The 23,420-nt window shown below is 71.8% G+C and carries 25 protein-coding genes, 1 tRNA gene and 1 pseudogene; 11 read left to right on the top strand and 16 right to left on the bottom strand.

Translation table 11 applies throughout. The features are described from left to right. Positions 1 to 20 precede the first annotated feature (20 nt). The 6 genes from AB0P17_RS14025 to AB0P17_RS14050 all read right to left on the bottom strand — a co-directional run bounded on the left by AB0P17_RS14025 (position 21) and on the right by AB0P17_RS14050 (position 9,391). The gene (locus AB0P17_RS14025) at positions 21 to 1,265 is read right to left on the bottom strand and encodes a beta-ketoacyl-[acyl-carrier-protein] synthase family protein (RefSeq protein ID WP_365810665.1); all 1,245 of its coding nucleotides are present in this window, start codon (positions 1,263 to 1,265) and stop codon (positions 21 to 23) included. Then, complete coding sequence (locus tag AB0P17_RS14030; RefSeq protein WP_365810667.1) at positions 1,262 to 1,519, bottom strand: acyl carrier protein; 258 nt, start codon at positions 1,517 to 1,519, stop codon at positions 1,262 to 1,264. The genes AB0P17_RS14025 and AB0P17_RS14030 overlap by 4 nt, the downstream gene beginning before the upstream one ends. Before the next feature lie 142 nt (positions 1,520 to 1,661). Further along, complete coding sequence (locus tag AB0P17_RS14035; protein ID WP_365810669.1) at positions 1,662 to 3,890, bottom strand: acyl-CoA dehydrogenase; 2,229 nt, start codon at positions 3,888 to 3,890, stop codon at positions 1,662 to 1,664. A gap of 124 nt (positions 3,891 to 4,014) precedes the next feature. Then, complete coding sequence (locus AB0P17_RS14040; RefSeq protein WP_365810671.1) at positions 4,015 to 5,481, bottom strand: beta-ketoacyl-[acyl-carrier-protein] synthase family protein; 1,467 nt, start codon at positions 5,479 to 5,481, stop codon at positions 4,015 to 4,017. Then, a complete protein-coding gene (locus tag AB0P17_RS14045; protein ID WP_365810673.1) occupies positions 5,465 to 6,745 on the bottom strand; it encodes a beta-ketoacyl-ACP synthase 3 in 1,281 nt (426 codons plus the stop codon). The genes AB0P17_RS14040 and AB0P17_RS14045 overlap by 17 nt, the downstream gene beginning before the upstream one ends. A gap of 126 nt (positions 6,746 to 6,871) precedes the next feature. After that, positions 6,872 to 9,391, bottom strand: a complete 2,520-nt coding sequence (locus AB0P17_RS14050; RefSeq protein WP_365810675.1) for a germacradienol/geosmin synthase — start codon at positions 9,389 to 9,391, stop codon at positions 6,872 to 6,874. A gap of 155 nt (positions 9,392 to 9,546) precedes the next feature. Between AB0P17_RS14050 and AB0P17_RS14055 the strand changes: the two genes are divergently transcribed. Together AB0P17_RS14055 and AB0P17_RS14060 are read left to right on the top strand one after the other, a co-directional pair. Beyond that, complete coding sequence (locus tag AB0P17_RS14055) at positions 9,547 to 10,134, top strand: HhH-GPD-type base excision DNA repair protein (RefSeq protein WP_365810677.1); 588 nt, start codon at positions 9,547 to 9,549, stop codon at positions 10,132 to 10,134. 184 nt (positions 10,135 to 10,318) lie between these two features. After that, on the top strand, positions 10,319 to 11,905 hold the full coding sequence (locus tag AB0P17_RS14060; RefSeq protein ID WP_365810784.1) for a M28 family metallopeptidase: 1,587 nt from the start codon (positions 10,319 to 10,321) through the stop codon (positions 11,903 to 11,905). A 120-nt stretch (positions 11,906 to 12,025) separates the two neighbouring features. On the opposite strand, the gene AB0P17_RS14065 is transcribed toward AB0P17_RS14060, so the two are convergent. The 4 genes from AB0P17_RS14065 to AB0P17_RS14080 all read right to left on the bottom strand — a co-directional run bounded on the left by AB0P17_RS14065 (position 12,026) and on the right by AB0P17_RS14080 (position 14,472). Continuing rightward, positions 12,026 to 12,805 (bottom strand): VOC family protein, encoded by a 780-nt coding sequence (locus tag AB0P17_RS14065; RefSeq protein WP_365810679.1) that lies wholly within the window; start codon positions 12,803 to 12,805, stop codon positions 12,026 to 12,028. Between the two features lie 161 nt (positions 12,806 to 12,966). After that, the gene (locus AB0P17_RS14070; RefSeq protein ID WP_365810680.1) at positions 12,967 to 13,098 is read right to left on the bottom strand and encodes a DUF397 domain-containing protein; all 132 of its coding nucleotides are present in this window, start codon (positions 13,096 to 13,098) and stop codon (positions 12,967 to 12,969) included. Next, on the bottom strand, positions 13,055 to 14,017 hold the full coding sequence (locus AB0P17_RS14075) for a helix-turn-helix transcriptional regulator (protein WP_365810682.1): 963 nt from the start codon (positions 14,015 to 14,017) through the stop codon (positions 13,055 to 13,057). The genes AB0P17_RS14070 and AB0P17_RS14075 overlap by 44 nt, the downstream gene beginning before the upstream one ends. Before the next feature lie 287 nt (positions 14,018 to 14,304). Next, positions 14,305 to 14,472: a hypothetical protein gene (locus AB0P17_RS14080; protein WP_365810793.1), complete on the bottom strand. Its 168-nt coding sequence runs from the start codon at positions 14,470 to 14,472 to the stop codon at positions 14,305 to 14,307. On the opposite strand from AB0P17_RS14080, the gene AB0P17_RS14085 reads away from it, so the two are divergent. The 3 genes from AB0P17_RS14085 (at position 14,393) to AB0P17_RS14095 (ending at position 15,898) form a co-directional block, all read left to right on the top strand. Next, entirely contained in the window at positions 14,393 to 14,701 is a 309-nt protein-coding gene (locus AB0P17_RS14085) for a hypothetical protein (RefSeq protein WP_365810786.1), read from the top strand. The genes AB0P17_RS14080 and AB0P17_RS14085 overlap by 80 nt on opposite strands. 144 nt (positions 14,702 to 14,845) lie before the next feature. Continuing rightward, positions 14,846 to 15,154 carry a type II toxin-antitoxin system VapB family antitoxin gene (locus tag AB0P17_RS14090; RefSeq protein WP_365810684.1) on the top strand — a complete coding sequence of 103 codons (309 nt, stop codon included), beginning with the start codon at positions 14,846 to 14,848 and terminating at the stop codon, positions 15,152 to 15,154. Between the two features lie 123 nt (positions 15,155 to 15,277). Beyond that, positions 15,278 to 15,898 carry a LytR C-terminal domain-containing protein gene (locus AB0P17_RS14095; RefSeq protein ID WP_365810685.1) on the top strand — a complete coding sequence of 207 codons (621 nt, stop codon included), beginning with the start codon at positions 15,278 to 15,280 and terminating at the stop codon, positions 15,896 to 15,898. A 74-nt stretch (positions 15,899 to 15,972) separates the two neighbouring features. On the opposite strand, the gene upp is transcribed toward AB0P17_RS14095, so the two are convergent. Next, positions 15,973 to 16,608, bottom strand: coding sequence for a uracil phosphoribosyltransferase (upp, locus tag AB0P17_RS14100; RefSeq protein ID WP_365810687.1), 636 nt, complete (start codon positions 16,606 to 16,608; stop codon positions 15,973 to 15,975). A 302-nt stretch (positions 16,609 to 16,910) separates the two neighbouring features. On the opposite strand from upp, the gene AB0P17_RS14105 reads away from it, so the two are divergent. The 4 genes from AB0P17_RS14105 to AB0P17_RS14120 all read left to right on the top strand — a co-directional run bounded on the left by AB0P17_RS14105 (position 16,911) and on the right by AB0P17_RS14120 (position 18,771). Next, positions 16,911 to 17,120 carry a hypothetical protein gene (locus tag AB0P17_RS14105; protein WP_365810689.1) on the top strand — a complete coding sequence of 70 codons (210 nt, stop codon included), beginning with the start codon at positions 16,911 to 16,913 and terminating at the stop codon, positions 17,118 to 17,120. Positions 17,121 to 17,388: 268 nt separating this feature from the next. After that, a complete protein-coding gene (locus AB0P17_RS14110) occupies positions 17,389 to 17,940 on the top strand; it encodes a hypothetical protein (RefSeq protein WP_365810690.1) in 552 nt (183 codons plus the stop codon). A 219-nt stretch (positions 17,941 to 18,159) separates the two neighbouring features. Next, positions 18,160 to 18,630: a tRNA adenosine(34) deaminase TadA gene (tadA, locus tag AB0P17_RS14115; RefSeq protein WP_365810692.1), complete on the top strand. Its 471-nt coding sequence runs from the start codon at positions 18,160 to 18,162 to the stop codon at positions 18,628 to 18,630. A gap of 56 nt (positions 18,631 to 18,686) precedes the next feature. Beyond that, positions 18,687 to 18,771, top strand: a tRNA-Ser gene (locus AB0P17_RS14120). Between the two features lie 32 nt (positions 18,772 to 18,803). Here AB0P17_RS14120 and AB0P17_RS14125 read toward each other — a convergent pair. The 3 genes and pseudogenes from AB0P17_RS14125 to AB0P17_RS14135 form a co-directional block, all read right to left on the bottom strand. Continuing rightward, positions 18,804 to 19,496, bottom strand: a complete 693-nt coding sequence (locus AB0P17_RS14125) for an endonuclease (RefSeq protein ID WP_365810693.1) — start codon at positions 19,494 to 19,496, stop codon at positions 18,804 to 18,806. A 105-nt stretch (positions 19,497 to 19,601) separates the two neighbouring features. Beyond that, complete coding sequence (locus AB0P17_RS14130; protein ID WP_365810695.1) at positions 19,602 to 20,237, bottom strand: ATP-binding protein; 636 nt, start codon at positions 20,235 to 20,237, stop codon at positions 19,602 to 19,604. Positions 20,238 to 20,301: 64 nt separating this feature from the next. Next, positions 20,302 to 20,559 (bottom strand): annotated as a pseudogene (locus tag AB0P17_RS14135) (GntP family permease); the annotation flags it as partial. Between AB0P17_RS14135 and tnpA the strand changes: the two are divergent. Beyond that, positions 20,516 to 20,722 (top strand): IS200/IS605 family transposase, encoded by a 207-nt coding sequence (tnpA, locus tag AB0P17_RS14140; RefSeq protein ID WP_365810697.1) that lies wholly within the window; start codon positions 20,516 to 20,518, stop codon positions 20,720 to 20,722. The pseudogene AB0P17_RS14135 and the gene tnpA sit on opposite strands and share 44 nt — an antisense overlap. A gap of 154 nt (positions 20,723 to 20,876) precedes the next feature. Here tnpA and AB0P17_RS14145 read toward each other — a convergent pair whose 3' ends face one another. Further along, a complete protein-coding gene (locus AB0P17_RS14145) occupies positions 20,877 to 21,344 on the bottom strand; it encodes a winged helix-turn-helix transcriptional regulator (RefSeq protein WP_365810699.1) in 468 nt (155 codons plus the stop codon). A 23-nt stretch (positions 21,345 to 21,367) separates the two neighbouring features. After that, positions 21,368 to 22,216 carry an NAD(P)H-binding protein gene (locus AB0P17_RS14150; protein WP_365810701.1) on the bottom strand — a complete coding sequence of 283 codons (849 nt, stop codon included), beginning with the start codon at positions 22,214 to 22,216 and terminating at the stop codon, positions 21,368 to 21,370. A gap of 82 nt (positions 22,217 to 22,298) precedes the next feature. Here AB0P17_RS14150 and AB0P17_RS14155 point away from each other — a divergent pair, with 82 nt between their 5' ends. After that, positions 22,299 to 23,291, top strand: a complete 993-nt coding sequence (locus tag AB0P17_RS14155) for an AraC family transcriptional regulator (protein WP_365810703.1) — start codon at positions 22,299 to 22,301, stop codon at positions 23,289 to 23,291. Positions 23,292 to 23,420: the final 129 nt, after the last annotated feature.

The following is a 23,420-nucleotide window of genomic DNA, read 5'->3' on the forward strand; positions in this document are numbered from 1 at the left end:
CAGGAACAGGGACAGGGGTGTCAGGCACGTTCCAGTGCCAGCACCGCGTTGTGGCCGCCGAAGCCGAACGAGTGGCTGACCGCCCGGTCGACCCGCTGCCGCAGCGGCTGTTTGGTCACGCAGTCGAGGTCGAACTCGACGGCGGGCGCGTCCAGGTTGGCGATCGGCGGTACGACCCCGTGCTCGATGGTGAGCACGGTCAGCGCCGCCTCCATCGCCCCGGCCGCCCCCATGCAGTGCCCCAGCACGCCCTTGGGCGCGGTGACCGGCGGCCGGTGCGGATAGACCCGGCTGATCAGCGCCGCCTCGGTCGCGTCACCCAGCGGCGTCGACGTGCCGTGCGCGTTGACGTGCTCGACGTCCCCCGCGTGCCACCCCGCGTCGCGCAGCGCCACCTCGACGGCCCGCTGCGCCACGGCGCCCGAGGGGTGCGGGCTCGTCGGGTGGTGGGCGTCGGTCGTGGCGCCGGCGCCCGCCAGCAGCGCGCGCGGCCGGGCGCCGCGGGCCCGCGCGTCCCGCTCCCGTTCCAGCACCATGATCGCGGCGCCCTCGCCCATCACCAGCCCGGCGCGATCGGCCGCGAAGGGGCGGCAGAGCAGCGCCGGGTCGTCGCCGGGGCCGGCGAGCGCGGCGGCGCCCGACCGGGCGAACCCGATCACGGCGAGCGGGAAGACGGTGGCCTCCGTGGCCCCGGCCACCGCGATGTCGCACTGTCCGGTGGTGAGCAGGTCCCGCGCCACGGAGAGGGCGGTGACCCCGGAGGAACAGGCCGTGCAGGGCGCCATGCTGGGGCCGGTGGCCCGCATCTTGATGGCGATCTCGGCCGCCGCCATGTTGGGGATGGTCAGCAGCGTGCCCGTCGCCGAGATGGCCTCGGCACCGCGCCGGTCGAGCGCGAGGGCCTGCTCCGTCACGCTCGCGGAGCCGCCGCTGCTCGTCCCGACGACGACGGCGACCCGGGTTCCGTCCCAGCTCCGCGGGTCGAGCCCGGCGTCGGCGACCGCCTCACGCGCGGCGAGCAGGGCGAACTTCACGTGCCGGCCCATCCGGAAGGCCGTCCGCCCGCCGATCGCGGCGTCCAGGTCGATGCCGTCGACCGTACAGGCGAAGTCGACGACGCACCCGCTCAGCCCGGGGACGGTACGGGCGGGGGAGACGCCCGCGCACACCCCGTTCCAGGTGGACTCCGTGTCGTTCCCTGCCGGGGTCATCATCCCCAGCCCGGTCACGGCGACGGCGGGCCGGGCCCCGGCACCACCGGTCATCGGCCGACGCCCACGGCCGCCTTGTCGAGGAACGCGGTGATCTCGGCGAGCGTGGCGCCCTTCAGCAGCGTCTCCGAATCGGCGACGACGCCCAGCCGCTCCTTGATGATGACGGCGAACTCGGCGACCGCGAGGGAGTCCATCTCCAGGCTGTCCATGGTGGCTTCGGGGTGGATCTCGACGGCCGGCACCTTGAAGGTCTCGGAGAGGACCTCCGTGATCTTCGGGTGGATCGCGATCGCGGAACGGGTCACCGGGCGGAGCACATGACAGGTCGCGTGGCTGGTTCCGTGGCCGGTCGTGTGGCCGGCCGCATGGCCGGATGCGGGGCTGGTGGCAGGACGGGTTGCATTCATGGCATGTCCTTTCAAAAGGTACTCAAAGCACTCAAGGGGCCTAGTACGGCAAGTTTCTCAAAGTGTTGATAAACCTCAAAAGCCGATGGACAACATGAAATCGATCTGATAAGGGCGGTACGGACGGCGGCGTCCGACGGCACGCGGCACACCGTGGCGACGTCTCCGCCACGGCCCACCCGCCCTCCGGGTCGTCGTACGCGTCGGTGTACCCCGCGCCGGAGATGGGCCGGTCCGCGAGCATCTCCTCGGGCAGCGCGAAGGATTCGACCAGGGTGGGCGCGTACGTGGCCAGCTCGGCGATGAGCCGCTCGATCACCTCCGGGAGTTCATCGACGAGACGGGGTGTCAGCAGGGCGTGGGCCAGCAGGTCGCCGCTGTTCCGGTCGATCCACTGGAGCGCGAAGAGCCGGTGCAGCGACCGGAGCGGCCCGAGCGCCGAGCCTGCCTCGCACCCCTTGCCGGTTCCGGACCCGCAACCGTCGCCGGCCCCGGAACCGGAACCGGCCACCGCACCGGGTCCGGAGCCCAACTCGGCCCCCAACGGCTCCAGTTCCAGCTCCGGCTCCAGCTCCGGCTCCGCATCCAGCTCCAGCTCCGACTCCGGCTCCGGCTCCGGCTCCGGCTCCGGCTCCAGTTCGCGCAGCCGCCGCTCCGCCGCCGTGTACGCCTCGGCCGCCCGCCGGTACGCGTGCGCCTCCACGGCGCGGAGCGCCGCGCCGGACGCCGCGTTCCAGCGGGAGAGGGGGTCGCCCTGCGGTGCGCGGGCCATCCGGCGGCGGGCGCGGTCGAGCCACAACTGCTCGACGGCCACCAGGAGATCACCCAGATGGCCCGTGTCGTACCACTCCGGGGAGACACCGTCCGTATGTCCGGGAGCCGGCACCGGCCCCGGCTCGTCCATGCCCGGCCGCGCCGCCCCGGTGGCCCGCTCCGGGGCCCGCGCCGAGAACAGCAGCTCCGCCGCCGCCTTCGCGTAGATCGCGGTGTTGTCGCCCTCCGCCGTGATCGCGCCCTCGATGTTCGCGAGCAGCTCGGTCATGCCGTTGCGTGCCAACAGCCCCTGGGCGCCGCACCGTTCACGGCACTCCATGATGATCTCGCGCGCCCGCCAGGTGATCCACCCCTTGGCGACCGCCACCAGCCGCTCGGTCTCGCCCCGGTTCGCCTCGGTGCACGTCTCCCACGCGTCGACCGCCGTACGGTGCAGCAGTGTCATCGCGAAGAGCGTCGCCAGGCCCCCGGCCAGCGGCCCGTGGTGGCTGCGGTGCGCGAAGACCGGCACCCGTTCCGCCGCCCGGGGCCCCGAGATCATCCGGTGCCCGCCGTACCGTACGGCGAGCGCGAGCGCGACGCGCGCTCCGCCGAGGGCGCCCGCGCTCATCGAGAGCTTTCCCGCCGTGACCCGGCCGATCGAGGCCAGGAAGCGGCGCCTCCGGTTGTTCTCCGCGCTGCTGAACGCGCCGTCCCCGTCGAACCGGCCGAGCCGCCCCCGGACGCCGCCCAGCAGCGCGTCCCGCGCCACGAAGACCCGGTCGAACGAGGTCACACAGTGGTCCAGCGGGCTGCCGAACCGCTCGGACAGCAGCCGCACCCGTACCCCCGGGAGCGTCCGGGAGCCGTCCGTCAGCGGCGCCAGGAAGAGGAAGACGCCGTGGTCCGCCCCGTCCACGAGCAGCCGCGCGGCCACCACCCCGCTCTTCGCGCCGCCCGTGGTGCTGGTGTTGGGCATGAACTTCTGCGCACCCGCGTGCGGCGTGTGCAGGACGAAGCCGTCCCTGGCGCGGTCGTACGTGGCCGTCGTCTCCAGGGCGACCGCGTCGTTGCCGTGCGCCACCTCCGTACAGAGGAAGGTGCCGATCCGGCGCAGCGTCAGGAAGTCCGTCAGATCGCGCTCCACGGCCCCGGGGTCGCCGTCGGCGGCGGCGTCGTGGTCGAGCAGGCTGCCGAGGAAGAGGTTGTAGTGGATGCCGGCCACGGTCGTGAAGGACGGGTCGATCGGCCCCAGCCACTCGTGCAGCGCCGCGACCCCGCGCGGGTCGGCGGCGAGCCCCGCCGGGCTGTCGATCGCGCCGTTCACGGCCCGCAGCCGGTCGTACGCGAGGGCCAGCCGCTCGGCGTCCGTCGCGTCCGGCCGGTCGCGGAAGAGCCCGTCGGCGGCGAACCGGCGCCACGGTCCGTGCTCCCGCTCGAAATCGTCCCCGTACAGCACCCGCGTCAGCTGCCTCGTCATCGCCTTCCCGGCGTCCACGGCACCGCTGTTGATCATTACGCTCACCTGAGAAGAACGAGCGACGGTTGATGAAGAAACGAATTTCCCGCACCCAGGGCCACAAGACATTCGTTCGGCCGATCCGTCCCGCGCGCCCGTCACCAGCACGTTCCGCACCCCGTCAGACTCTCCCGAACGCCAGTGCGACATTGTGTCCGCCGAAGCCGAAACTGTGGCTGACCGCGCTCCGCACCCGCTGCCGCCGCGCCTGCTTCGTCACGCAGTCGAGGTCGAACTCGACCGCCGGGGCGTCCAGGTTGGCGATCGGCGGGATGAGTCCGTGTTCGAGCGTCAGGACGGTCGCCACCGCCTCGATCGCCCCCGCCGCCGCCAGCGTGTGCCCCACCACCCCCTTCGCCGCCGTGACCGGCGGCCCGTGCGGGAAGACGCGCTCGATCAGCGAGGCCTCCATGGCGTCGTTGAGCGGCGTGGAGGTGCCGTGCGCGTTGACGTGCTCGACGTCGTACGCGCTCCACCCCGCCTCCCGCAGCGCCGTCTCCACGGCCACCTGCGCGATCCGGCCGCCCGGCGCGGGCGCCGTCGGATGGTGCGCGTCCGTGCTCGCGCCCGCGCCGGCCAGCAGCGCGCGCGGCACCCGGCCCCGGGCACGCGCGTCCGCCTCCCGTTCCAGTACGAGCATCCCCGCGCCCTCCCCGATGACGAACCCGTCCCGGTCGGCGGCGAACGGCCGCGACGCCCCGGCCGGGTCGTCCGTGCGGGTCGACAGCGCGCCCATCCGCGCGAACGCCGTCACCACCAGCGGGGTCAGTACGGACTCGGCGCCCCCCGCGACCACCACGTCGCACTCCCCGCCGAGCAGCAGGTCCCGGGCGACGACGAGCGCGGTCGCCCCGGACGCGCAGGCGGTCACCGGGGCCAGGCTCGGCCCCCGGGCCTTGAGCGCGATGGCGACCTCACCGGCCGCCGCGTTCGGGATCATCATCGGCACCAGCAGGGGCGAGACGGACTCCGGCCCGTGCGCCTGGAGTTTGAGCGCGTTGTCGGCGAGTACGGACACGCCGCCCACCCCGACGCCGAGGACCACCCCCACCCGGGCGCCGTCCCAGGTCATGGGGTCGAGACGGGCGTCCGCGACCGCCTGCCGCGCGGCGATCAGGGCCAGCTTCACGAACCGCGCCATGCGCCACACGGAGCGGCCGCCCACCGCCGCGTCCACGTCGAGCACGCTGTACGCGGCGTCACGCGCCGCGCCGGGCGCCGGGTCACGCGCGGTCCCGTTCGCAGTGCCGTACGCCGTCCCGCTCGCGGTGCCGTACGCCGTCCCGCTCGCGGTGCCGTACGCCGTCCCGTCCGCCCTTCCGTCCGGGGCCCCGTTCGCGGCAGCCCCTAAGTCGCCGCCGCCCCAGCCCCGTTCAGGTTCTCCCTCAGGCCCTCGCTCCGACGGGTCGCCGATCGCGCACACGAAGTCGACCGGCATCCCCGCCAGTTCGGGCCGCCGCCGGGCGACGGACCGGCCCGCGCACAGCCCCGCCCAGAAGGCCGGCTCGCCGACACCCGCCGGTGTCACCACCCCGAGCCCGGTCACCGCCACCCCGGCCCGCGCCACCCGCTCAGCCGTCCCCGTCATGATGCGTTCCTTCCCATGGTGCGTACTTTCCGTCGTCGAAAGGCGCGGCCCGTACGGTTCCGGGCCAGCTCAGGGCCGCCGTCCCCCACGTGAGGCCGCCGCCGAAAGCGGTGAGCAGCACGCGGTCGCCCGCGCGGAAACGCCCCCGCGCCGCCGCGTCCGCCAGGGCCAGGGGGATGGAGGCCGCGCCGGTGTTGCCGACGCGGTCGAGGTGGGTGACACAGCGTTCCGCGCCGATGCCCACCCGTTCGGCGACGGCCCGCAGGATGCGGGCGTTGGCCTGGTGCGGTACGAAGTGGTCCACCTGGGCCGGATCCCAGCCCACGGTGTCCAGCAGGGCGCGGCAGGAACCCGTCATCCGCTCCACCGCGTGCTGGTAGACGGCCCGGCCCCGCATCCGGAAGAACTCGTCACCCGCCGCGACCGGAGCGCCGGGACCACCGAGGCCACCAGGACCACCGGGGCCGCCGAGGGCGCCGAGGGCGCCGAGGCCACCGGGACCGCCGGAGCCGACCGTCTGGGAGCGGGCCCGCGAGCCGCCCCCCGCCACGGTGATCAGTTCCCGTCCCGAGCCGTCGCTGCCCAGGTCGAAGCCGAGCAGCTCGCCAGGCGAACCGGTTCTGCCCGCGCCGATCAGCGCCGCCCCCGCGCCGTCCCCGAACACCACGCCCGCCGCCCGGTCCCGGGGGTCCAGCCAGGTCGAGTACACATCGGCGCCCACCAGCAGCACCCGGTCGTAGAGCCCGGACACCACCAGGCCGTGGCAGACGGCGAGGCCGTAGACGAACCCGCTGCACACGGCGCCCAGATCGAACGCGGGCACCGCGCCGAGCCCCAGCCGCGCCGCGAGTTCGGGCGCCGTCGCGGGGCAGGGGTGGTCGGGGGTGGCCGTGGCCAGCACGACGGCGTCCACGACATCGACCCCGTCCACCGCCCGCTCCGCCGCCGCCCCGCACGCCCCGCCCCGGCAACCGCCCCGGTGCGCCCCCGATCCGCCGAAGCCCCCGTGCCCCCGGCCCCCGTCGCCGATCAGCAGCCGGGCCGCCTCGTACGCCAGATCCCCCGTCGCCATCCCGGGCCCGGCGCGGTGGCGGGCCTCGATGCCCGTACGCCTGCGGATCCACTCGTCGTCCACGCCCCACGCGGCGGGCAGCGCCTCGTTACGGACCGGCTCGCCCGGGACCCAACCGGCGACGGCCTCCAGTACCGCCGTCCGCGCACCCCGCGTACCCCGCGCGCCCCGCACACCCTGTGTATCCCTCACACCCCGCACGACCCGCGAGTCCCACCGACTCCGGGCCTGCCCGCTCGCCACTCACGGCCCCCATCCGGTTCACGATCACGGTCGACCACTTCGACCGGATGTCAAACTCCTTGCCCGGCAAGGGGGTTACTGGGCCATTCGGGGGACAGCGGAGGGGCGCGCGGAGGGCGCGGACCCGCCGGTCGCGGACCACCCCGGGAAGTGGATGCGCGCCGCCGAGACGCCGATGCCCGTCGGGCCCGGGGGCGCCCAACGGCCCGTACGGCTCCGGTCCTCAAGGATCTCGTGCTCCTTGTAACGCCTGCAGCCGTGGTGCCAGTTGAGGATCCCGGCCAGCCAGTTCTCCAGCTCCCGCACCCGGCCGTCCAGCATCCGCCGCGTCTCCGCGTCCAGTTCCGCGTCGTCGTACAGCACCGGCAGTTCCTCCGCCACGACGTGCTGGAACTGGCGCATCCGCGACTTCATCAGGTCGTCCACGACGGTCAGGGCCGCCGGATAGTCGCAGTTGAAGAAGTTTTGCACCACCAGCAGAGCGTTGTGCGCCTCGCCCTCGAACTCGATCTCCTTCTGGTACGAGAAGACGTCGTTGACCAGGCACGCGTAGTCCTGCGCCGCCTTCTCCAGGGACCTCATCGGCCCCGACCGGAAGACCTCCGGCTCCGCCTCGCGGCCGTGGCCCAGCCGCGCCAGGGCCATCGTCAGGTCCGAGCCGAAGGTCGCCCGGCGCATCTCCAGATAGTCGACGGGGTCGGGGATACGGTTCTGCGCCTGGTTCGTCAGCTCCCACACCCAGGAAGCCGTCATGTCCTCGACCGCCGTGCGCAACGCGCGCCGCGCGGGCTCCGCCATCGGCCCGGCCGTACGGACCCACAGATCGGCCAGCCCGCGCTCCAGCGCGGTGGCCGGTGGCGGCGTCGGTCCCGTCCCGGTCGGCATGAAGAGGGCCAGCCGCTGGTTGCACGCCTTCGCGCCCGCGACATCGCGCGCGGCGCCGTAGACCACCGGGTAGTAGTCGTCCGCGTACGTCCCCCAGGTCAGCCAGTCCGAGGTCAGGTCGAGCCCCTCCGGGGTGGCGTCCGGATGGATGCCGGCCGAGCAGAGCGGCAGGTCGATCCGGCGCAGCCGCTCCTCGTCCCAGATGCCCGATCCCGGCAGCCCCGGCTGGGCCGCCAGGAGTCCCATCCGGTGGGCCCACTCGACCGTGTGCGCGCGCGAGCGGTCGAGATGCGGGCTGAGGGAGAGCGCGTACGGCATCTCGAAGTCGGGCAGCACGGAGGGCCCGACACGCCGGAACGGCACATGGCTGAAGCTGCGCACCCGCGCCGCCGCGCCCACCCCGAGGGCCTGCCGTGCGGGTCTGGCCGGGCTCGCGTGCCCTGGTGCCGCGCCTCGCGGCGTTGTCGTCACTCGACGACGCTCCGCGTCGCCTCCCTCCTCCGCCTTGCGATCCACGGCACCAGACCCCGCTCCCTGATCCGACCAGACCCGAACGACAGACCCGAGACTGCGCGGGGTGACCGTACCCAGCCCCATGGCGCGCGTGATGTCGGCGGCGGCCGTACCGAGCCCGACGGGCGTCATGGAGAACCCGGGCCACCCGCCCCCCGCGCCCGCGTGGTCCCCGTCCTTCCCCGAGTCGCCCGTCCCGGGCTCCCCCACTCCGTTCATGTAGCGGCTGGAGCGCAGGTGCCACTCGTGGCCGCCCGACTGCCAGTCCTGGAGGCCCTTCACATAGGCGAGCGTGTCGGCGCACTCCCGCGGCCCGAGCCCCCGCTCCGCGAAGAGCGGCGCCAGTTCGGTCAGCGCCGTGTTCTCGAACTGCTGGATCCGGGAGGTCAGCAGGTCGTTGACCGCGTCGGCCGCCTCCTGCGTCGTACAGCCGAGGAAGGTCTCCAGGACGAGTACGCCGTTGCTCAGCTCGCCCTCCTCCTCGATCTCCCGCTCGTACGAGAAGAGGTCGTTGCGCAGGTGCACCGCGTCCGAGAACGCCTCCTTCAGCACCCGCAGCGGCCGGGAGTCCGCGACGGCGTCGGGCACTTCGGCCCTGGCCGCGTACTCGACGAGCCCCGCCGACCAGGGCGCCCCGCCCACCTTGCGGCGCATCTCGATGTACTCGACCGGGTTCGCGACGCGCTCCGCGTCGATGTTCGCCAGTTCCCAGTCGGACTCGTTGAGCAGGTTCTCCGTCGACTCGGCGAACCGCCGGCGCCACGCCATGGACATGCTCGGGACCGTACGCGCCCACAGGTCGGCGAGCCCCGCCTCGACGGGGTTGGCGGGCTCGGGGAAACCGGCCGACAGGTCCATCGGCATGAAGGCCGCGAGCCGTTCGAGATACGCCTTGCCGCCCGCCCGGTCCTGCGGGCGTTTGTAGACCTCCAGGAAGTGGTCGTCGAAGAAGAAGACCCACACGTACCAGTCGGTGACCAGCGACAACGCCGGTCCGTCGCAGTCGGGATGGGTGTACGCGCACAGCAGCGCGTAGTCGTGGGAGTCGAGGTCGCGCTCCTCCCAGACTCCCGAGCCCTCCAGCATCCCCATCGTCCTGGCCCACTTCTTCGAGTGCGTCCTGGCCTCTGCCAGGTGCGGATTGAGGCGGGCCGGATAGGCCAGGTAGAAATCCGGCAGTTCAAAGGGGTGCGTCACGAGCGGGCGGCCTTTCACGGGTGCGGCGGCGAAGTACCTGCACCGCGATCTACCCGTCGCCCCGCTCCCCCATACGGACCACAAAATAGTCATATGAACGCATTGTCAGTGCGTGTTGTCCGCCCCTCTCCTCCGCCCCGCGCGATCATCGCCCCATGAGCACCACGATCCGGCTCGCACAGCAGCCCGAGGCCGACGAACTGCTCGGCCGCAGCCCCCTGGCCGCCCTGGTCGGCATGTTGCTGGACCAGCAGGTCCCCATGGAGTGGGCGTTCTCGGGCCCCTACACCATCGCCGTCCGCATGGGCGGCGACGACCTCGACGCGCGCGAGATCGCCGCGTACGACCCCGACGCCTTCACCGCCCTGCTCTCCGACAAGCCCGCCGTGCACCGCTACCCCGGGTCGATGGCCCGGCGCGTCCAGCAGCTCTGCCAGTACCTGGTCGAGCACTACGACGGCGACCCCACGGCGATCTGGCGCGACATCACCACCGGCGCCGAGGTACGGGACCGGCTGAACGAACTGCCCGGCTTCGGGACGCAGAAGTCCCAGATCTTCCTGGCGCTGCTGGGCAAGCAGTTCGGGGTACGGCCCGAGGGCTGGCGCGCGGCGGCGGGCGCGTACGGCGACGAGGGGTCCTACCGCTCGGCGGCGGACATCACGGGCCCCGAATCGCTGGCGAAGGTACGGGCGTTCAAGCAGGAGGCCAAGCGCGCGGCGAAGGCGGCGAAGCAGCACTGACCAGGGTCGCCGGGCCGCCCGGCGGTCGCCGGACGGGGTCGTTCCACGCATGATCGACCGAAACGTTCCGTGACCTGCGCCACACCTGTTCCCAGACGGCGCCGCCCCCGCTACTTTTCTCCGACATTCGCTCACATTCGTTCGCACCGGAAGGACCCTTGTGAACGCAACGTCCCGCAGACTCATGGCCGCGGCGGCCGCCACCGCGCTCGCCGCCCCGCTTCTGCTCTCCGCCTCCTCCCCCGCCGCCGCGCGACCGCACGACCCGGCGAAGGAAGCCGCGCGGAACGCCGCGAAACTCTCGAAGAAGCTGGTGCGTTCGGCCTCCGCGAAGGACGCGTACCGCCACCTGGAGAAGTTCCAGCAGATCGCCGAGGAGTCGGACGGCAACCGCGCCGCCGGCACCGCGGGCCACGAGGCCTCCGCCGCCTATGTGTACGGCCAGCTCAAGAAGGCCGGCTACAAGGTCTCGTACGACACCTTCGACATCACGTACATCGAGACGCTCGCCGAGAAGCTCTCGGTCACCGCGCCGACGCCGCGCGACATCACGATCACCGCCATGTCGTACACGAAGTCCACCCCGGAGGGCGGTGTGCGGGCCGAGCTGGCCGCCGTACCGCTCGACGCCACGACCGGGTGCGAGCCGGGCGACTACGCCTCGGCCGACTACACCGGCAAGATCGCACTCATCCAGCGCGGGGGCTGCGCCTTCGCCGACAAGCAGCGGGAGGCGGGCGCGGCGGGGGCGGTCGCCGCGATCATCTACAACAACACCGAAGGCGCGCTCAACGGGACGCTCGGCGGCCCGGAGGCCGGTGTGATCCCCACCGGCGGCATCACCCAGGAGGCGGGCGAGGCACTGGCCGCCGAGGCCGCGGCCGGCCCCGTGACGGTCTCGCTCGACGTGCGCCAGCTCCAGGAGGAGCGCACCACCCGTAACGTGATCGCCGAGACCAAGGGCGGCAGGTCCGACCGTACGGTGATGCTCGGCTCCCACCTCGACTCGGTCACCGAGGGCCCCGGCATCAACGACAACGGCTCGGGCTCGGCGGGGCTGCTGGAGGTCGCGCTCAAGCTCGCCAAGACGCACGACAAGCCGGCGAACAAGGTGCGCTTCGCGTGGTGGTCGGCGGAGGAACTGGGCCTGCTGGGCGCGGAGTCGTACGTCGGGAAGCTCACCGACCGGCAGCGCGCGGACATCTCGCTCTACCTGAACTTCGACATGATCGCCTCACCGAACTACGCCCAGTTCGTCTACGACGGCGACGACTCGGACGGCGAGGGCGCGGGCCCGGGTCCCGAGGGCTCGGCGCAGATCGAGAAGGGCATCACCGACTTCCTCGACAGCAGAAACGTTTCGCACGAGGGCACGGACTTCGACGGCCGCTCCGACTACGGCCCCTTCATGGACGCGGGCATCGCCTCGGGCGGCACGTTCACGGGCGCGGAGGGCCTCAAGTCGGAGGAGCAGGCGAAGCGGTACGGGGGCGAGGCGGGGGTGGCGTACGACAAGTGCTACCACGCGGCCTGCGACGACCTCTCGAACATCAGCATGCGGGCCTTCGACATCAACGTCGACGTGATCGCGAACGCGGTGGGCACCTACGCCCATGACCTCAGCTCGCTGAAGAAGCCGGCGGCTTCGCAGCAGTCGGCCCATTCGCAGCAGTCGGCCCAGACGGCACCGTCGGCACCGACGGGCGCCGACGGCTCGGCCGGGAAGACGACGGCTCCGGTGCGCGACAAGGGCCACACGCCCGCCTCGTAACACGAGGAAGCACAGGTAATACGGCTGACAGGAGCGGCGGAAGCAGAAGCGGGGCGCGCGGGGAGTCGGCATCCCCCGCGCGCCCCGCCCGCTTCCGCCCCGCGGCCCCGGTCCGTACGGCTACTCCTGCGGCGGGGCCGGCCTGATGACGGCGAAGCGCGCGCCGAAGGGGTCGGCGAGCTGCGCCATGCGGCCGATGTCCGGCGCGTCCGTCGCGGGCATGACGACGGAGCCGCCGTTCCCCTGGACCGCGGCGACCACCGCGTCGGCGTCGTCGACGGCGAAGTACGGCAGCCAGCGCGCCCCCTCGCCGTCCTGGACCGGAGCGACCCCGCCGAACGAGGCGTCCTGCTGGTCGCCCTCGCCGGTGGAGAGCACGGTGTACGTCATGCCGGGCGCCGGCAGCTCCTGGAAGCGCCAGCCGAAGAGGGCCCGGTAGAAGGCGAGCGCGCCCGCGCCGTCACCGGTGTGCAGTTCGGCCCAGCAGAGGGTGCCGGACTCGGAGGCGGTTTCGAGGCCGCGTACGGAGGCGGGCTGCCAGACGGCGAAGTCCGCGCCCTGGGGGTCGGTGAAACAGGCCATGCGCCCGGCGTCCATCACATCCATCGGTGCGACCCGTACGGCGCCGCCGTGCTGGGTGACCGAGCGCGCGGTGGAGTCGGCGTCCGGGCTGTTGAAGTACACGGACCAGGCGGCTTCGGCGCCGTCCCCGCCGAGCGGCCCGATGGCCGCGAGCGTCCTGCCGTCCTTCTGGAAGAACCCGTAGCCCCCGGCGTCCGGACCGGCCGACTGTACGGTCCAGCCGAAGACGGCGGTGTAGAAGGCGGCCGAGGCGTCGATGTCGGGGGCGGCCACGTCGAGCCAGTTGGGCGAGCCGGTCACGAACTCGGTGCTGAGCAAGTCGTACACCCTTCCTTTCCCGCATTCCTGAGGAATTCGGAGATGTCGGAGATTCCGCCAGAGATTACGGCGGAATCGGCCGGAAGCACCTCGCCGAAACGCCAGGAGGCCCGGCAAGAGGGAAGAGGCAGGTCAAGCGGGCTAAGTCGGGGCGTGGCCGCTCAGGAGAGGGGTCTCTTGACGCCCGAAAGGAAGATGTAGAAAGCTCCGGTACGAAAAACCAGCACGGGGCCTCCGGTGCTCTTGCTGTCACGAAGGGGAACGGAGCCGGGGATACCGAGGCCTATTTCCACGCAGTTTCCGCCGTTGTTGCTGCTGTAGCTGCTCTTGACCCACGCCGCCGCCACCCACGCCGCCGCCGTCACATCGCGGTTCCTCATGGTGGCCATACCCTTCCATCGCGTCACGGATCAGCACGGCGGACTCGGAAGCGGATAGGGCATCCGCCCTGAGCACATCATAGGACTGCGCATGACGGGCGGTGACTTCCGGATCATCGCTGAAGTGTCCGCGGTCGAGGGATTCCGAGTACACCCACAACTGGCCGTCGGGCATGGTGATGAGCGACATGGAGGTACTGGGACGCACCACGCCCCGGGAGCCGGCCGGGACGACTTGTACACGAATGTTGGGCAGCTTCCCCACGCGCAGCAGATGCGCACACTGATTCCGCATGACGGCATCACTGAATACGGCGTTCCGGATACAGCTTTCGTCCAGGACGGCAATGAGAAGCGGTCCTCCGGTCGAAAGGAACCGGTGCTGCCGGCTGAGGCGCGCGCGGACCATCTCCGCCAATTCGTCGCCGGTGGCGACCTGGGCGAAAAGGTCCCGCGCGTAGTCCTCGGTCTGCAGGAGTCCCGGCATCACCTGGTTCTGGTACTCGCGCAGCGCGACCGCCTGGGCGTCCATGGCGGCCCGGCGCTTGAACCAGTCCGGATGTTCCACCTCCGGATACCAGTCGATCTTCTCCCAGAGCTTGCGCAGGATCCCGCCGGTCCGCAGCACCACATCACACGTGTCGGTGAACTTGTCGTCGGGAACGCGCGTGCCGGCCTCCACACGTGCTACGAACGACCTGTCGCACGGCACTCTCTCCGCGAGCCCGGCCTGGGTGATGCCGATGGAGTCCCGTGAATGCTTCAGCACTTCACCGAATACGGCCGCCGTACCGGCCGCCTTCTCCCCACCTTCCGCATTGCGCCGCCCCATTGGGCCTTCCTTTCTCGGGTGACAGATCGTGTCTGGCACGCACGGGGCGTTGCGCACGCCCCTGGCGCAGAGCAACGCTAGTAGCACGCAATGTAGTTGCACCGCCCCGAGGACGACAATGCGCAGTGATTCGAACTCAATCCCTATCCCCGCACCGGAATTGGGCGCCGTCACGGCGGACCCGCGCGCGCCTCTCCCGCCCCTTCGCACACCCGGTGTCCCCCCGCCCTCTCCCCTCCACCCCACTCGCCCCACCACCCTCACCACCCTCACCGACCCCACGGCCCTCATCGCCCCTCTCTGAGCCGACGCACGAACTCCGTCGAGGAAAATCCGCCGAGGAAAGGTGACCCGTTGCCCAGAGCGACCGTGCTGCTGTCGAAAAGGGATTGCTGGTACTGCGAGGCATGCTGGAAAAACAGCGTCGAGGCGGTACGCACCACACCGGACGGCACACGAGATCTCCTCTGTCTCGAATGCGCGCAGGGAAACTATCCGAGACGGGTCGACCTCTTTCCGCCGCTGGGAATCTACGGACTCATGCCGCGCAGGGTGAGAGTGAGGGTGCCGGCGCGCGACGGCAGAGGCGCCCACCCGGTCGCCCCGTCGCTCTCCGCCAGCCCCGGCCCGCACCCGCCACCGCACCCCCGCCGCCAGTCCCCGCCGGGCACGCCCCCCGTGTAGCACCCCCGGGGTCGCCCGGGCACGCCTCGTTCCCGCTTCGTTCTCATCCCGCCCACACTTCGCTCCCCCTATGTCACCGAATGAGACCTTTGCGCTCCTGCGTCATGGCTGCGCCCGGAGCCGCTCGCCCGGTAGGCTTTCCGTGTGATCTTCAAGCGCATCGGTAACGGGAGGCCGTATCCCGACCACGGCCGGGAAAGCACCCGGCAGTGGGCGGATGTCGCGCCGCGCCCGGTCCGCCTCGATCAGCTCGTGACGACGAAGGGTCAGCTCGACCTGGAGACGCTGCTCGCCGAGGACTCCACCTTCTACGGGGACCTGTTCGCGCACGTCGTGAAGTGGCAGGGCGACCTCTACCTGGAGGACGGGCTGCACCGCGCCGTCCGCGCCGCGCTCCAGCAGCGCCAGGTGCTGCACGCGCGCGTGCTGGAACTGGAGCTGGGCATGGGCTGACGGGCCGGACCCCGCCCCCGCCGTGGCCCCCGCTGAGCCTTTTGGGCCCATTCCCGCACTCCAACCGCCCAAACGGTTGATCATTTAGTAGGAAACAACCACGGCGCGCACTACGCTGCGCCCATGAGCATGCTCACTCCCCCCGGCATGGGCGGAAAGTACCGCATCACGGGTTCCACATACCCCCGTATGCGCCGCCCCCGTCACCGCCGCAGGATCGTGCTCGCGGCCGTCGCCGCCGTCGTCGCCCTCGGCCTGGCCGGCTGGGGAACACTCCAGCTCATCGACGTCTTCTCCGGCGGCAGCACGAAGAGCACGGCCACCGGCGGCCGGGACACGCCCCGCTGCACACCGTCCCCCACCACCACACCCGCCAGGGCCCTCCCCAGGCCCGGCCAGATCACGGTCAACGTCTACAACGCGACCCCGCGGGAGGGACTCGCCAAGACCACCGCCGACGAGCTGAGAAAACGCGGCTTCGTCATCGGGAAGGTGGGCAACGCCCCCGAGACGTACGACAAGAAGGTTCCGGGCGCCGGGATACTGCTCGGGGCGACGACCGCCTCGGACAGCGCCCTCACCGTCCTCGGGACCCAGCTCAAGGGCGCCACGTCCAAGGCCGACACCCGTACGACGAAGGACGTCGACCTGATCATCGGCACGGCCTTCAAGGCGCTGGACGTACAGAAGGACGCGGACCAGGCGCTGGCCACACTGAGCACCCCGGTGAAGCCCTCCTGCTGACGGAAGGGGCCGGGCCTTCGGTGGAAGGCACCGAAGACCCGGCCCACGTCCCGTCCGACGAAAGCCCTGGTCGGCTAGTCGACGGTGCCGTACATCCGGTCGCCCGCGTCGCCCAGACCGGGAACGATGTAGCCGTTCTCGTTGAGCCGCTCGTCGACCGCCGCCGTCACGACCGTCACCGGCGTGCCCGCCAGCTCGCGCTCCATCACCTCGACGCCCTCGGGCGCCGCGAGCAGCACCACGGCGGTCACGTCGTCCGCGCCGCGCTTGATCAGCTCCCGGATCGCCGCGACGAGCGTGCCGCCGGTCGCGAGCATCGGGTCCAGTACGTACACCTGCCGGCCGGAGAGGTCCTCGGGCATCCGGGTCGCGTACGTGGACGCCTGGAGCGTCTCCTCGTTGCGGATCATGCCGAGGAAGCCCACCTCGGCGGTCGGGAGCAGCCGCACCATGCCGTCGAGCATGCCGAGACCGGCCCGGAGGATCGGGACGACCAGGGGCCGCGGGTGGGAGAGCTTCACCCCCGTCGTGCCCGTCACGGGGGTCTCGATGTCGACCTGTTCGGTCCGTACGTCCCGGGTGGCCTCGTACGCGAGCAGGGTGACCAGCTCGTCGGCGAGCCGCCGGAAGGTCGGGGAGTCGGTGCGCCGGTCGCGCAGGGTGGTGAGTTTGTGCGCGACCAGCGGGTGGTCGACGACGTGAATCCGCATGGCGTCCACAGTAACCGGGGGCCAATGCCTCACGCGCTGCCAGGTTAGAGGTCGCGCGGACAGGTGGGGCGGGAGAAGGAGCGGGGCGAGGGGCAAGTCCGGCAAGGCGGAGGAGGGAGGCGACGCGGAGCGTTGTCGACTGACGACAACGCCGCCGGGCGCCGCCCATCGGCACGCGACGCCGCCCCACCTGTCCGCGCGACCTCTGAGGTCTGGAATGCCAGGAACGGGCTGGCATCAACCCTCATGGGCGAGGGAAGGTAGAAGGGCCAAGGACACAGCCTTGAGGTGGTGAGGCGTCGATGAGTCCCGAGTCACCCCCGGATCCCGAGCCGGAGCCGGACACCACGGGGAGCGGCGAGAGCGAGACCGAGGCGGCGCGCCGCCGGCGCCGCGCGCAGTTCCTGCGGGAGCTGAACGAGGCCAAGGCGCTCCGCGAGCGCGTGAAGCCCCGGCAGGCACGGGCGGCACGGATGCGCCAGCAGATGCGGATGCGTACGTTCCGCTGGTAGCCACGCCCGACCCGCCGGGAGCCACGCCCGGCCACGGGACCGGATCCGGAAAGCCCCGGACCGCCCCCCGGACCGCCCTCCGGACCACCCGCGGGCCCGGCGGAAGCCATCCCGCGCCCGGGTCCGAACAGGGGCCTAATAAAATGGCGCCACGACGCAACGGCGGAAGACCTCTCGCGAAGCGCCGGTTTCTGCCACGATTCCGAGTAGGCGGGGCCGAGCAGCGCACCGCCGGACCGTCACACCTCTGACCAGTGGGAGAGTCACGGTGTACTTCGCCGCACTGCTCGCGCGCACCGAAGACGGGTGGGAAGCGAGCGATACAGAGCTCGACGATGTGGAGACCTTGTCGGATCTCACCGACCTGGCCCGCGAAGCCTCGGTGGACGAGGACACGGTGCTCGTCTTCATCGAGCAGGAGGACGCCTGGTTCGGCATCCTCCGCGTGGAGGGCGAGGAAGATCCTCGTATCTACGTCTCCGACGCGGCCGCGGCCGCGCGCTCCTCTTACGGGGAGATCCTCATTGATGAACTGCTCGGCGGGGACGAGGACGACCCGGCCGACGACCTCGACGCGCTGGACCTCGACGGTACGGAGGCCGGCGAACCGGACGACGAGTACGAAGGAACCGATACCGACACTGACACCGACACCCCCGCCAAGGCCGCGGAAACCGTGCCCACGGGCGCCGTCGGCGACCGGGAGATCCTGTCCGACCTGGGCCTCTCCGAGGCCGATCTGCTGGCGCTGGAGAGCGACGCGATGGCCGAGATCGCGGAGGCCCTGGGCGCGGCGGAAGTACTGGAGACCGTGCGCTAGGGTCTTTCGTTTGGATCAGGCTGGATCAGGGAGCGCCCGCCGCGTCAGCGGCTGATGTCGCTGTTGGTGCCGTGGATCGCAAGGCGGAGGAGGGAGGCGACGCGTGAGCGTCGGCTCCCCCGTATCCGCCGTCAACGCCGCGAGGCGCGGCCCGCCGCGGTAGCGGCTGATGTCGCTGCGGGCACGCGAGCCCAGCATGATCCAAACGAGAGGCCCTAGATGGACGAGCCCGACCCGGTACGCGCACCGTGGCCGGCCCCCATGCGCCTCGCCCTGGACGAGGCCGTACGGGCCGGCGGGTCCGATGACGTACCGGTCGGCGCCGTCGTGCTGTCCCCGGACGGCACGACACTGGCCACGGCCCACAACGAACGCGAGGCGACGGGCGACCCGACGGCCCACGCGGAGATCCTGGCGATCCGCAGGGCGGCCGAGAAGCTCGGCGCGTGGCGCCTCACGGGCTGCACCCTGGTGGTGACCCTGGAACCGTGCACGATGTGCGCGGGCGCGATCGTCCAGTCCCGCCTGGACCGGGTGGTGTTCGGCGCGCTCGACGAAAAGGCGGGCGCCGCGGGCTCCCTCTGGGACGTCGTACGCGACCGCCGCCTGAACCACCGCCCGGAAGTGATCCACGGCGTCCTCGCCGAGGAGTGCGCCACCCTCCTGACCGCCTTCTTCCGATCCCGCTGACCCCCGACCACCTATCGATTTCAAACCACGGCCCACCTTGGGCTAAGCTCTCTCTCGGTAGCGTGTCCGAGCGGCCGAAGGAGCTCGCCTCGAAAGCGAGTGTGGCGCAAGTCACCGAGGGTTCAAATCCCTCCGCTACCGCTCTCACACCCTCCTGACCTGCGAAATCGCGGTCAGGAGGGTGTTTTGCGTGAGGGCGTTCCGCGCGCTGGGGTTGTTTGTTCCTTCACGTCCTCCGCCACGGACCTGTCGAGCGCCGCCCGTACGAGAGCCGCGGCGAAGGTGGCCAGTTGCTGTGCCGATACCAGCTTCGCCAGTTCGCCGGGGTCCGTGGGGAGTCCTAGGCGCTGGGCGCCCTGGGCGGCCTTGGCGTCGACGTAGGGTTCGAGTTCGGGCCAGACGCCCTGGACCTCGCGCAGGAAGATGTCCGCGCCGGCGGGGCCGATGCCGGGCAGTTCCTGGAGGAGTTCGCGCATGCGGCCGGGGTCGCCGCCGGCCTTCTCGCGCAGGCGGCGGAGGTCGCCGCCGTAGTGTTCGCGGAGGAATACGGCGCCCTTGCCGAGGGTGGTGGACGTGCTCTCGTCGTAACGCCGGTAGTGGCCCGCGCCCAGTGCGTCCACCCGCTGCTGCCAGGTGGCGTCCGCCATCCGGCGGGGGGTGCGCAGCTCCGCCTCGAAGAGTTCGTGCGCCGCGCTGACGGCGACCGAGGCCCGGATACGGGCGCTGAGCAGGCAGGCGAGGACCAGCAGTTGGTAGAGCGGCTGGGGGGTGTCCCTGAGCCGGATGCCCGCCTGGGCCGCGTAGGTCTGTCCATGGGTGTCGAGCAGTGCGCGGGCGGTCTCGCGGCGCGTGGCCGTGGCGCTCATGGTGTCCTCCCTGAGCGGTAGTGCGGCGCTTTCCGAATTCCGTATGAATGCTCGGTCTAAATTGTTTCAGAAGGGATGTTCTGCCGCAGGTCGGAGACCCCGGACCTACGTCGACCGCCAGCGGTAGCGGCGTTCCGGGCGGCCGGCCATGCCATAGCGGACGGATACGTCGACGCTGCCGGTGGTCATCAGGTGTTCAAGGTAGCGGCGGGCGCTGACCCGGGAGATGCCGATGAGGCCGGCGCACTCGGAGGCCAAGAGGGTGCCTTCGGCGGTGCGGAGCGCGGTGGTCACCAGGCGGGTCGTCTCGGCGCTCATTCCCTTGGGCGTGGCGGGCGCGGGCGCGGCCGGGGCCGCGGCGGGCCGGGTGAGCAGGCGGTCCACGTCGGTCTGACCGCTGATCACCGTGTTGTCCAGGCTGTTCCGGCGCTCGGCGTACTGCGCGGGCAGGTGCGCCGTGAACACGGCGCCGTCGAGGGTGTTGGCCACGGCGACCTCGCCGCCGCGGCGGGTGCAGACCAGTTGGGTGAGGGCCAGGCCGATCCCGCGTTCCCCGCCCTGGGCCGCCTTGGTGGTGAAGCCGCGGGTGAACACCTCACGGGCCAGTTCCGGCGCCACTCCGGGCCCCGAGTCCCGTACCACGATCTCCACGCCGGAGGCGTCCTGCCGCAGCTCCACCTCGACCCACGGGTCGCCGTGCACCTCGGCGGCGGCGTCGATGGCGTTGTCCACGACCAGCACGCATGCCGAACATGCCGCCCGCGCCGGTGATGAAGATGACGGGGGCGATCGGCTTGAGGGTGTTGTCGTACAGGTCCTCCAGGAAGTCCCTGCTGCGGCCGTGCCGGGTGCCGAGGACGTACGACGCGGTGATCCCGGTGATCAGCAGGGCCACCGGTGTGCTGCCCGGCACGCGCAGCGCCTCGACCCAGCCGACGTTCTCCGCCAGGCGTCCCGTGTCCACCGCAGTGCGCAGGCCCGTGTTGAGGAAGATCAGGGTCAGGATCGCGACCGCGGCTATGAGCAGCAGCGGTAGCGTTCCCAGGGTGGTCGGATCACTCAAGGGCGTGTCCGCCCACTACCTCCGCAAGGAGTACGCCGATCACCTCCGCGAGTACCTGTGGGGCGCGCACTTCTGGTCACCCTCATACTTCGCGGCCTCCGCCGGCGGAGCACCGCTGTCCGTCATCAAGGAGTACATCGAGCAGCAAAAACGCCCGCTGTGACGCGGGCGTCAGAGCAGTCCGGAGAAACCATTCCTCCCGAGCCCTAAAGGGCCGGGATTCCTGGCTGGATCACGTTGAACCTTATGTTCGCCCCTTCTCGGGGATCGTGCTTGTTCTCGCCGGCCGTACTCGTTCTCGCCGACCGTCCTCGTTCTCAGGGGCCGCCTTTGACGATCTTCATCGTCTGGTGGGACTCCACCCGGTGCACGGCGGGCAGCCGGGCCAGGCGGTTCATGAGGAACTCCTCGTACGCCGCGAGGTCGGCGACGTTGACGCGGACGAAGTAGTCGGGCCGGCCGAGCAGGCGTCTCACCTCGGTCACCTCGTCGAAGCGTGTCACGGCCTTCTCGAACTCCTCCGTCGTCTGACGGTCGTTGACGGTGATGTCGACGGCCACGACGATCTCGCAGGAACGGCCGGTCGCCACGGGATCGAGCACCGCCCGGTAGCCGGTGATCACCCCCTCCTCCTCCAGGCGCTTGACACGGCGCAGGCAGGGGGCGGGCGTCAGGCCGATGCGGCGGGCGAGCTCGATGTTGGTGATCCGGCCGTCCCGGCTCAGCTCCGCGAGGATGGCCCGGTCGAGTGCGTCGAGCGCGGGTCGCTCGGAATCGGTGGCCACGCCGACAGGATAGCGACCGACGGTCAGCCGGCAGTTGTGCGCCAGGCGCCCGCCGCCGCGGCCCGTACGACGTACTCCTCGAAGGTACGGGGCGCGCGGCCCAGCAGGGTGGCGACGCCGTCCGCCGTGCCGGTGAGCAGCCCGCGCTCCATCAGCTCGAACATCGCGGTGAGATGGCGGGCGTCGTCCTCGCCCCAGCCCTCCTCGACCAGCGCCGCGGTGTACCCGTCCGGCGAGACCCGGCGGTAGGTCATGGGCAGCCCGGATGCCCGGGAGATCAGCTCGACGGCCTCGGCGAAGGTCAGCGCGCGCGGCCCGGTCAGCTCGTAGGTCCGCCCGGCGTGCCGGCCGGGCTCGGCCAGTACCGCGGCCGCGGCGTCGGCCACGTCCTCCAGGTCGACGAACGGTTCGGGGACCGCACCGGCCGGGAGCGTGAGTTCGCCCGCGGTCAGCGGGGCGTGGAAGACGTCCTCGTCGAAGTTCTGCATGAAGTTCGACGGCCGCAGTACGGTCCACTCCAGGGCCGAGCCGCGCACGGCCTCCTCGGCCGAGCGCATGTCCAGCCCGAACGGGGAGTCGCCCCAGGTGTCGGCGCCGTGCCCGGAGAGCAGCACCAGGCGCCGCACTCCGGCGGCCTCGGCGCGCGCCACGAGTTCGTGCACCGGCCCGGGCACCGGCGGCGGCACCACGTAGACGGTGGTGACGCCCCGGAGGACCTGATCCCAGCCCGCGGGTGCGGACCAGTCGAAACGGGTCCGGCTGGACCGGGACGCGGCGCGCACCGGCGTGCCGCGCAGTCGGAGCCGGGCGGCGACCCGTCGGCCGGTCTTGCCGGTGGCGCCGAGGACAAGGGTGGTGTCGTTGTTGGTCATGACACCGATTCAACGGCTGCCGCTCGGACGAATCCATAGGCAAAAAGCCGGATTGCCTGTGTCATCGTCTAGCCTCTGTGGGGTGGACGCGTTCGGTGATCTCTTCCGCGGGGTGCGGGCCCAGGGCTCGTTGTTCGGCCTCTCGGCCCTGTCCCCGCCCTGGGCCCTGCGCTTCGTGGACGGCGCGCCGCTGACGTTGTGCGCGGTCCTCGGCGGCGCGGGCTGGCTCGTGCCGGAGCACCGTCCGCCCGAGCGGCTCGGCGCCGGCGAGACGGTCATCGTGCGGGGCCCCGCTCCGTTCACCTTCGTCGACGAGGTCGGTACGCGGGCCGAACCGATCGTGTGCGGCGAGGACTGTGCGACGCCCGAACAGGGCGGGACCCGGCACCGGCTCGGCTGGAGCGATCACGCCGGTGCGGGTACGGGGACGGGCGTCGGCTCCGACGCCGGTGCCGGTACGACGACGCTGGTCGTCGGCGCCTACCCGGTGCGCGGCGAGATCAGCCGCAGGCTGCTGGACGCGCTGCCCGTCGTGCTGCGCGTCCCCTCCGGTGGCGGGGCCGACCCCGTACTGGACCATCTGGCCGCCGAGGCCGCCGCCGACATCCCGGGTCAGCAAGTGGTCCTCGACCGGCTGCTGGACTGGCTGCTGGTGTGCGCGCTGCGCGAGTACTTCGACCGTCCCGGCGGCGAACCGCCCGCCTGGTACGCCGCCCAGCGGGACCCGGTGGTCGGCGACGCGCTGCGGCTGCTGCACGCCGAGCCCGCGGCGCCGTGGACGGTCTCCTCGCTGGCTGGGCGGACCGGGGTGTCGCGGGCCACGCTGGCGAAGCGGTTCGCCGACCTGGTCGGCGAACCGCCGCTGACCTATCTCACCCACCGGCGCATGGCGCTCGCGGCCGACCTGCTGGCCGAGCGGGACGCGACGACCGTCGCGGAGGTCGCCCGCGCCGTGGGCTACTCCGACGCGTTCGCCTTCAGCGCGGCGTTCAAACGGATCCGGGGCGTCAGCCCGAGTGCGTTCCGGCGCACCGCGACGGCCGTTCCGGACGGGCGCCGGCTCCCCGGCGCGTAAGCCAGATCCCCGGTGCGTAAGCCGGCTCCACGGGACGGGAACCGGCTCACCGGGACGGGCACCGGCTCCCCGGGACGGGCACCGGCTCCCCGGTGCGGAAGCCGGCACCCCAGCGCGGCGGAAGCCGAG

This window comes from Streptomyces sp. NPDC088124, assembly GCF_040685895.1.
In the GTDB taxonomy this organism is placed as follows: Bacteria; Actinomycetota; Actinomycetes; order Streptomycetales; family Streptomycetaceae; genus Streptomyces.

Coding starts and splice junctions, on each gene's coding strand:
- AB0P17_RS14025 (WP_365810665.1), bottom strand. CDS start 1,265: ATGACCGGTGGTGCCGGGGCCCGGCCCGCCGTCGCCGTGACCGGGCTG.
- AB0P17_RS14035 (WP_365810669.1), bottom strand. CDS start 3,890: ATGATCAACAGCGGTGCCGTGGACGCCGGGAAGGCGATGACGAGGCAG.
- AB0P17_RS14040 (WP_365810671.1), bottom strand. CDS start 5,481: ATGACGGGGACGGCTGAGCGGGTGGCGCGGGCCGGGGTGGCGGTGACC.
- AB0P17_RS14055 (WP_365810677.1), top strand. CDS start 9,547: ATGAGCACCACGATCCGGCTCGCACAGCAGCCCGAGGCCGACGAACTG.
- AB0P17_RS14060 (WP_365810784.1), top strand. CDS start 10,319: ATGGCCGCGGCGGCCGCCACCGCGCTCGCCGCCCCGCTTCTGCTCTCC.
- AB0P17_RS14075 (WP_365810682.1), bottom strand. CDS start 14,017: ATGGGGCGGCGCAATGCGGAAGGTGGGGAGAAGGCGGCCGGTACGGCG.
- AB0P17_RS14095 (WP_365810685.1), top strand. CDS start 15,278: ATGAGCATGCTCACTCCCCCCGGCATGGGCGGAAAGTACCGCATCACG.
- upp (WP_365810687.1), bottom strand. CDS start 16,608: ATGCGGATTCACGTCGTCGACCACCCGCTGGTCGCGCACAAACTCACC.
- AB0P17_RS14105 (WP_365810689.1), top strand. CDS start 16,911: ATGAGTCCCGAGTCACCCCCGGATCCCGAGCCGGAGCCGGACACCACG.
- tadA (WP_365810692.1), top strand. CDS start 18,160: ATGGACGAGCCCGACCCGGTACGCGCACCGTGGCCGGCCCCCATGCGC.
- AB0P17_RS14125 (WP_365810693.1), bottom strand. CDS start 19,496: ATGAGCGCCACGGCCACGCGCCGCGAGACCGCCCGCGCACTGCTCGAC.
- tnpA (WP_365810697.1), top strand. CDS start 20,516: ATGAGCAGCAGCGGTAGCGTTCCCAGGGTGGTCGGATCACTCAAGGGC.
- AB0P17_RS14150 (WP_365810701.1), bottom strand. CDS start 22,216: ATGACCAACAACGACACCACCCTTGTCCTCGGCGCCACCGGCAAGACC.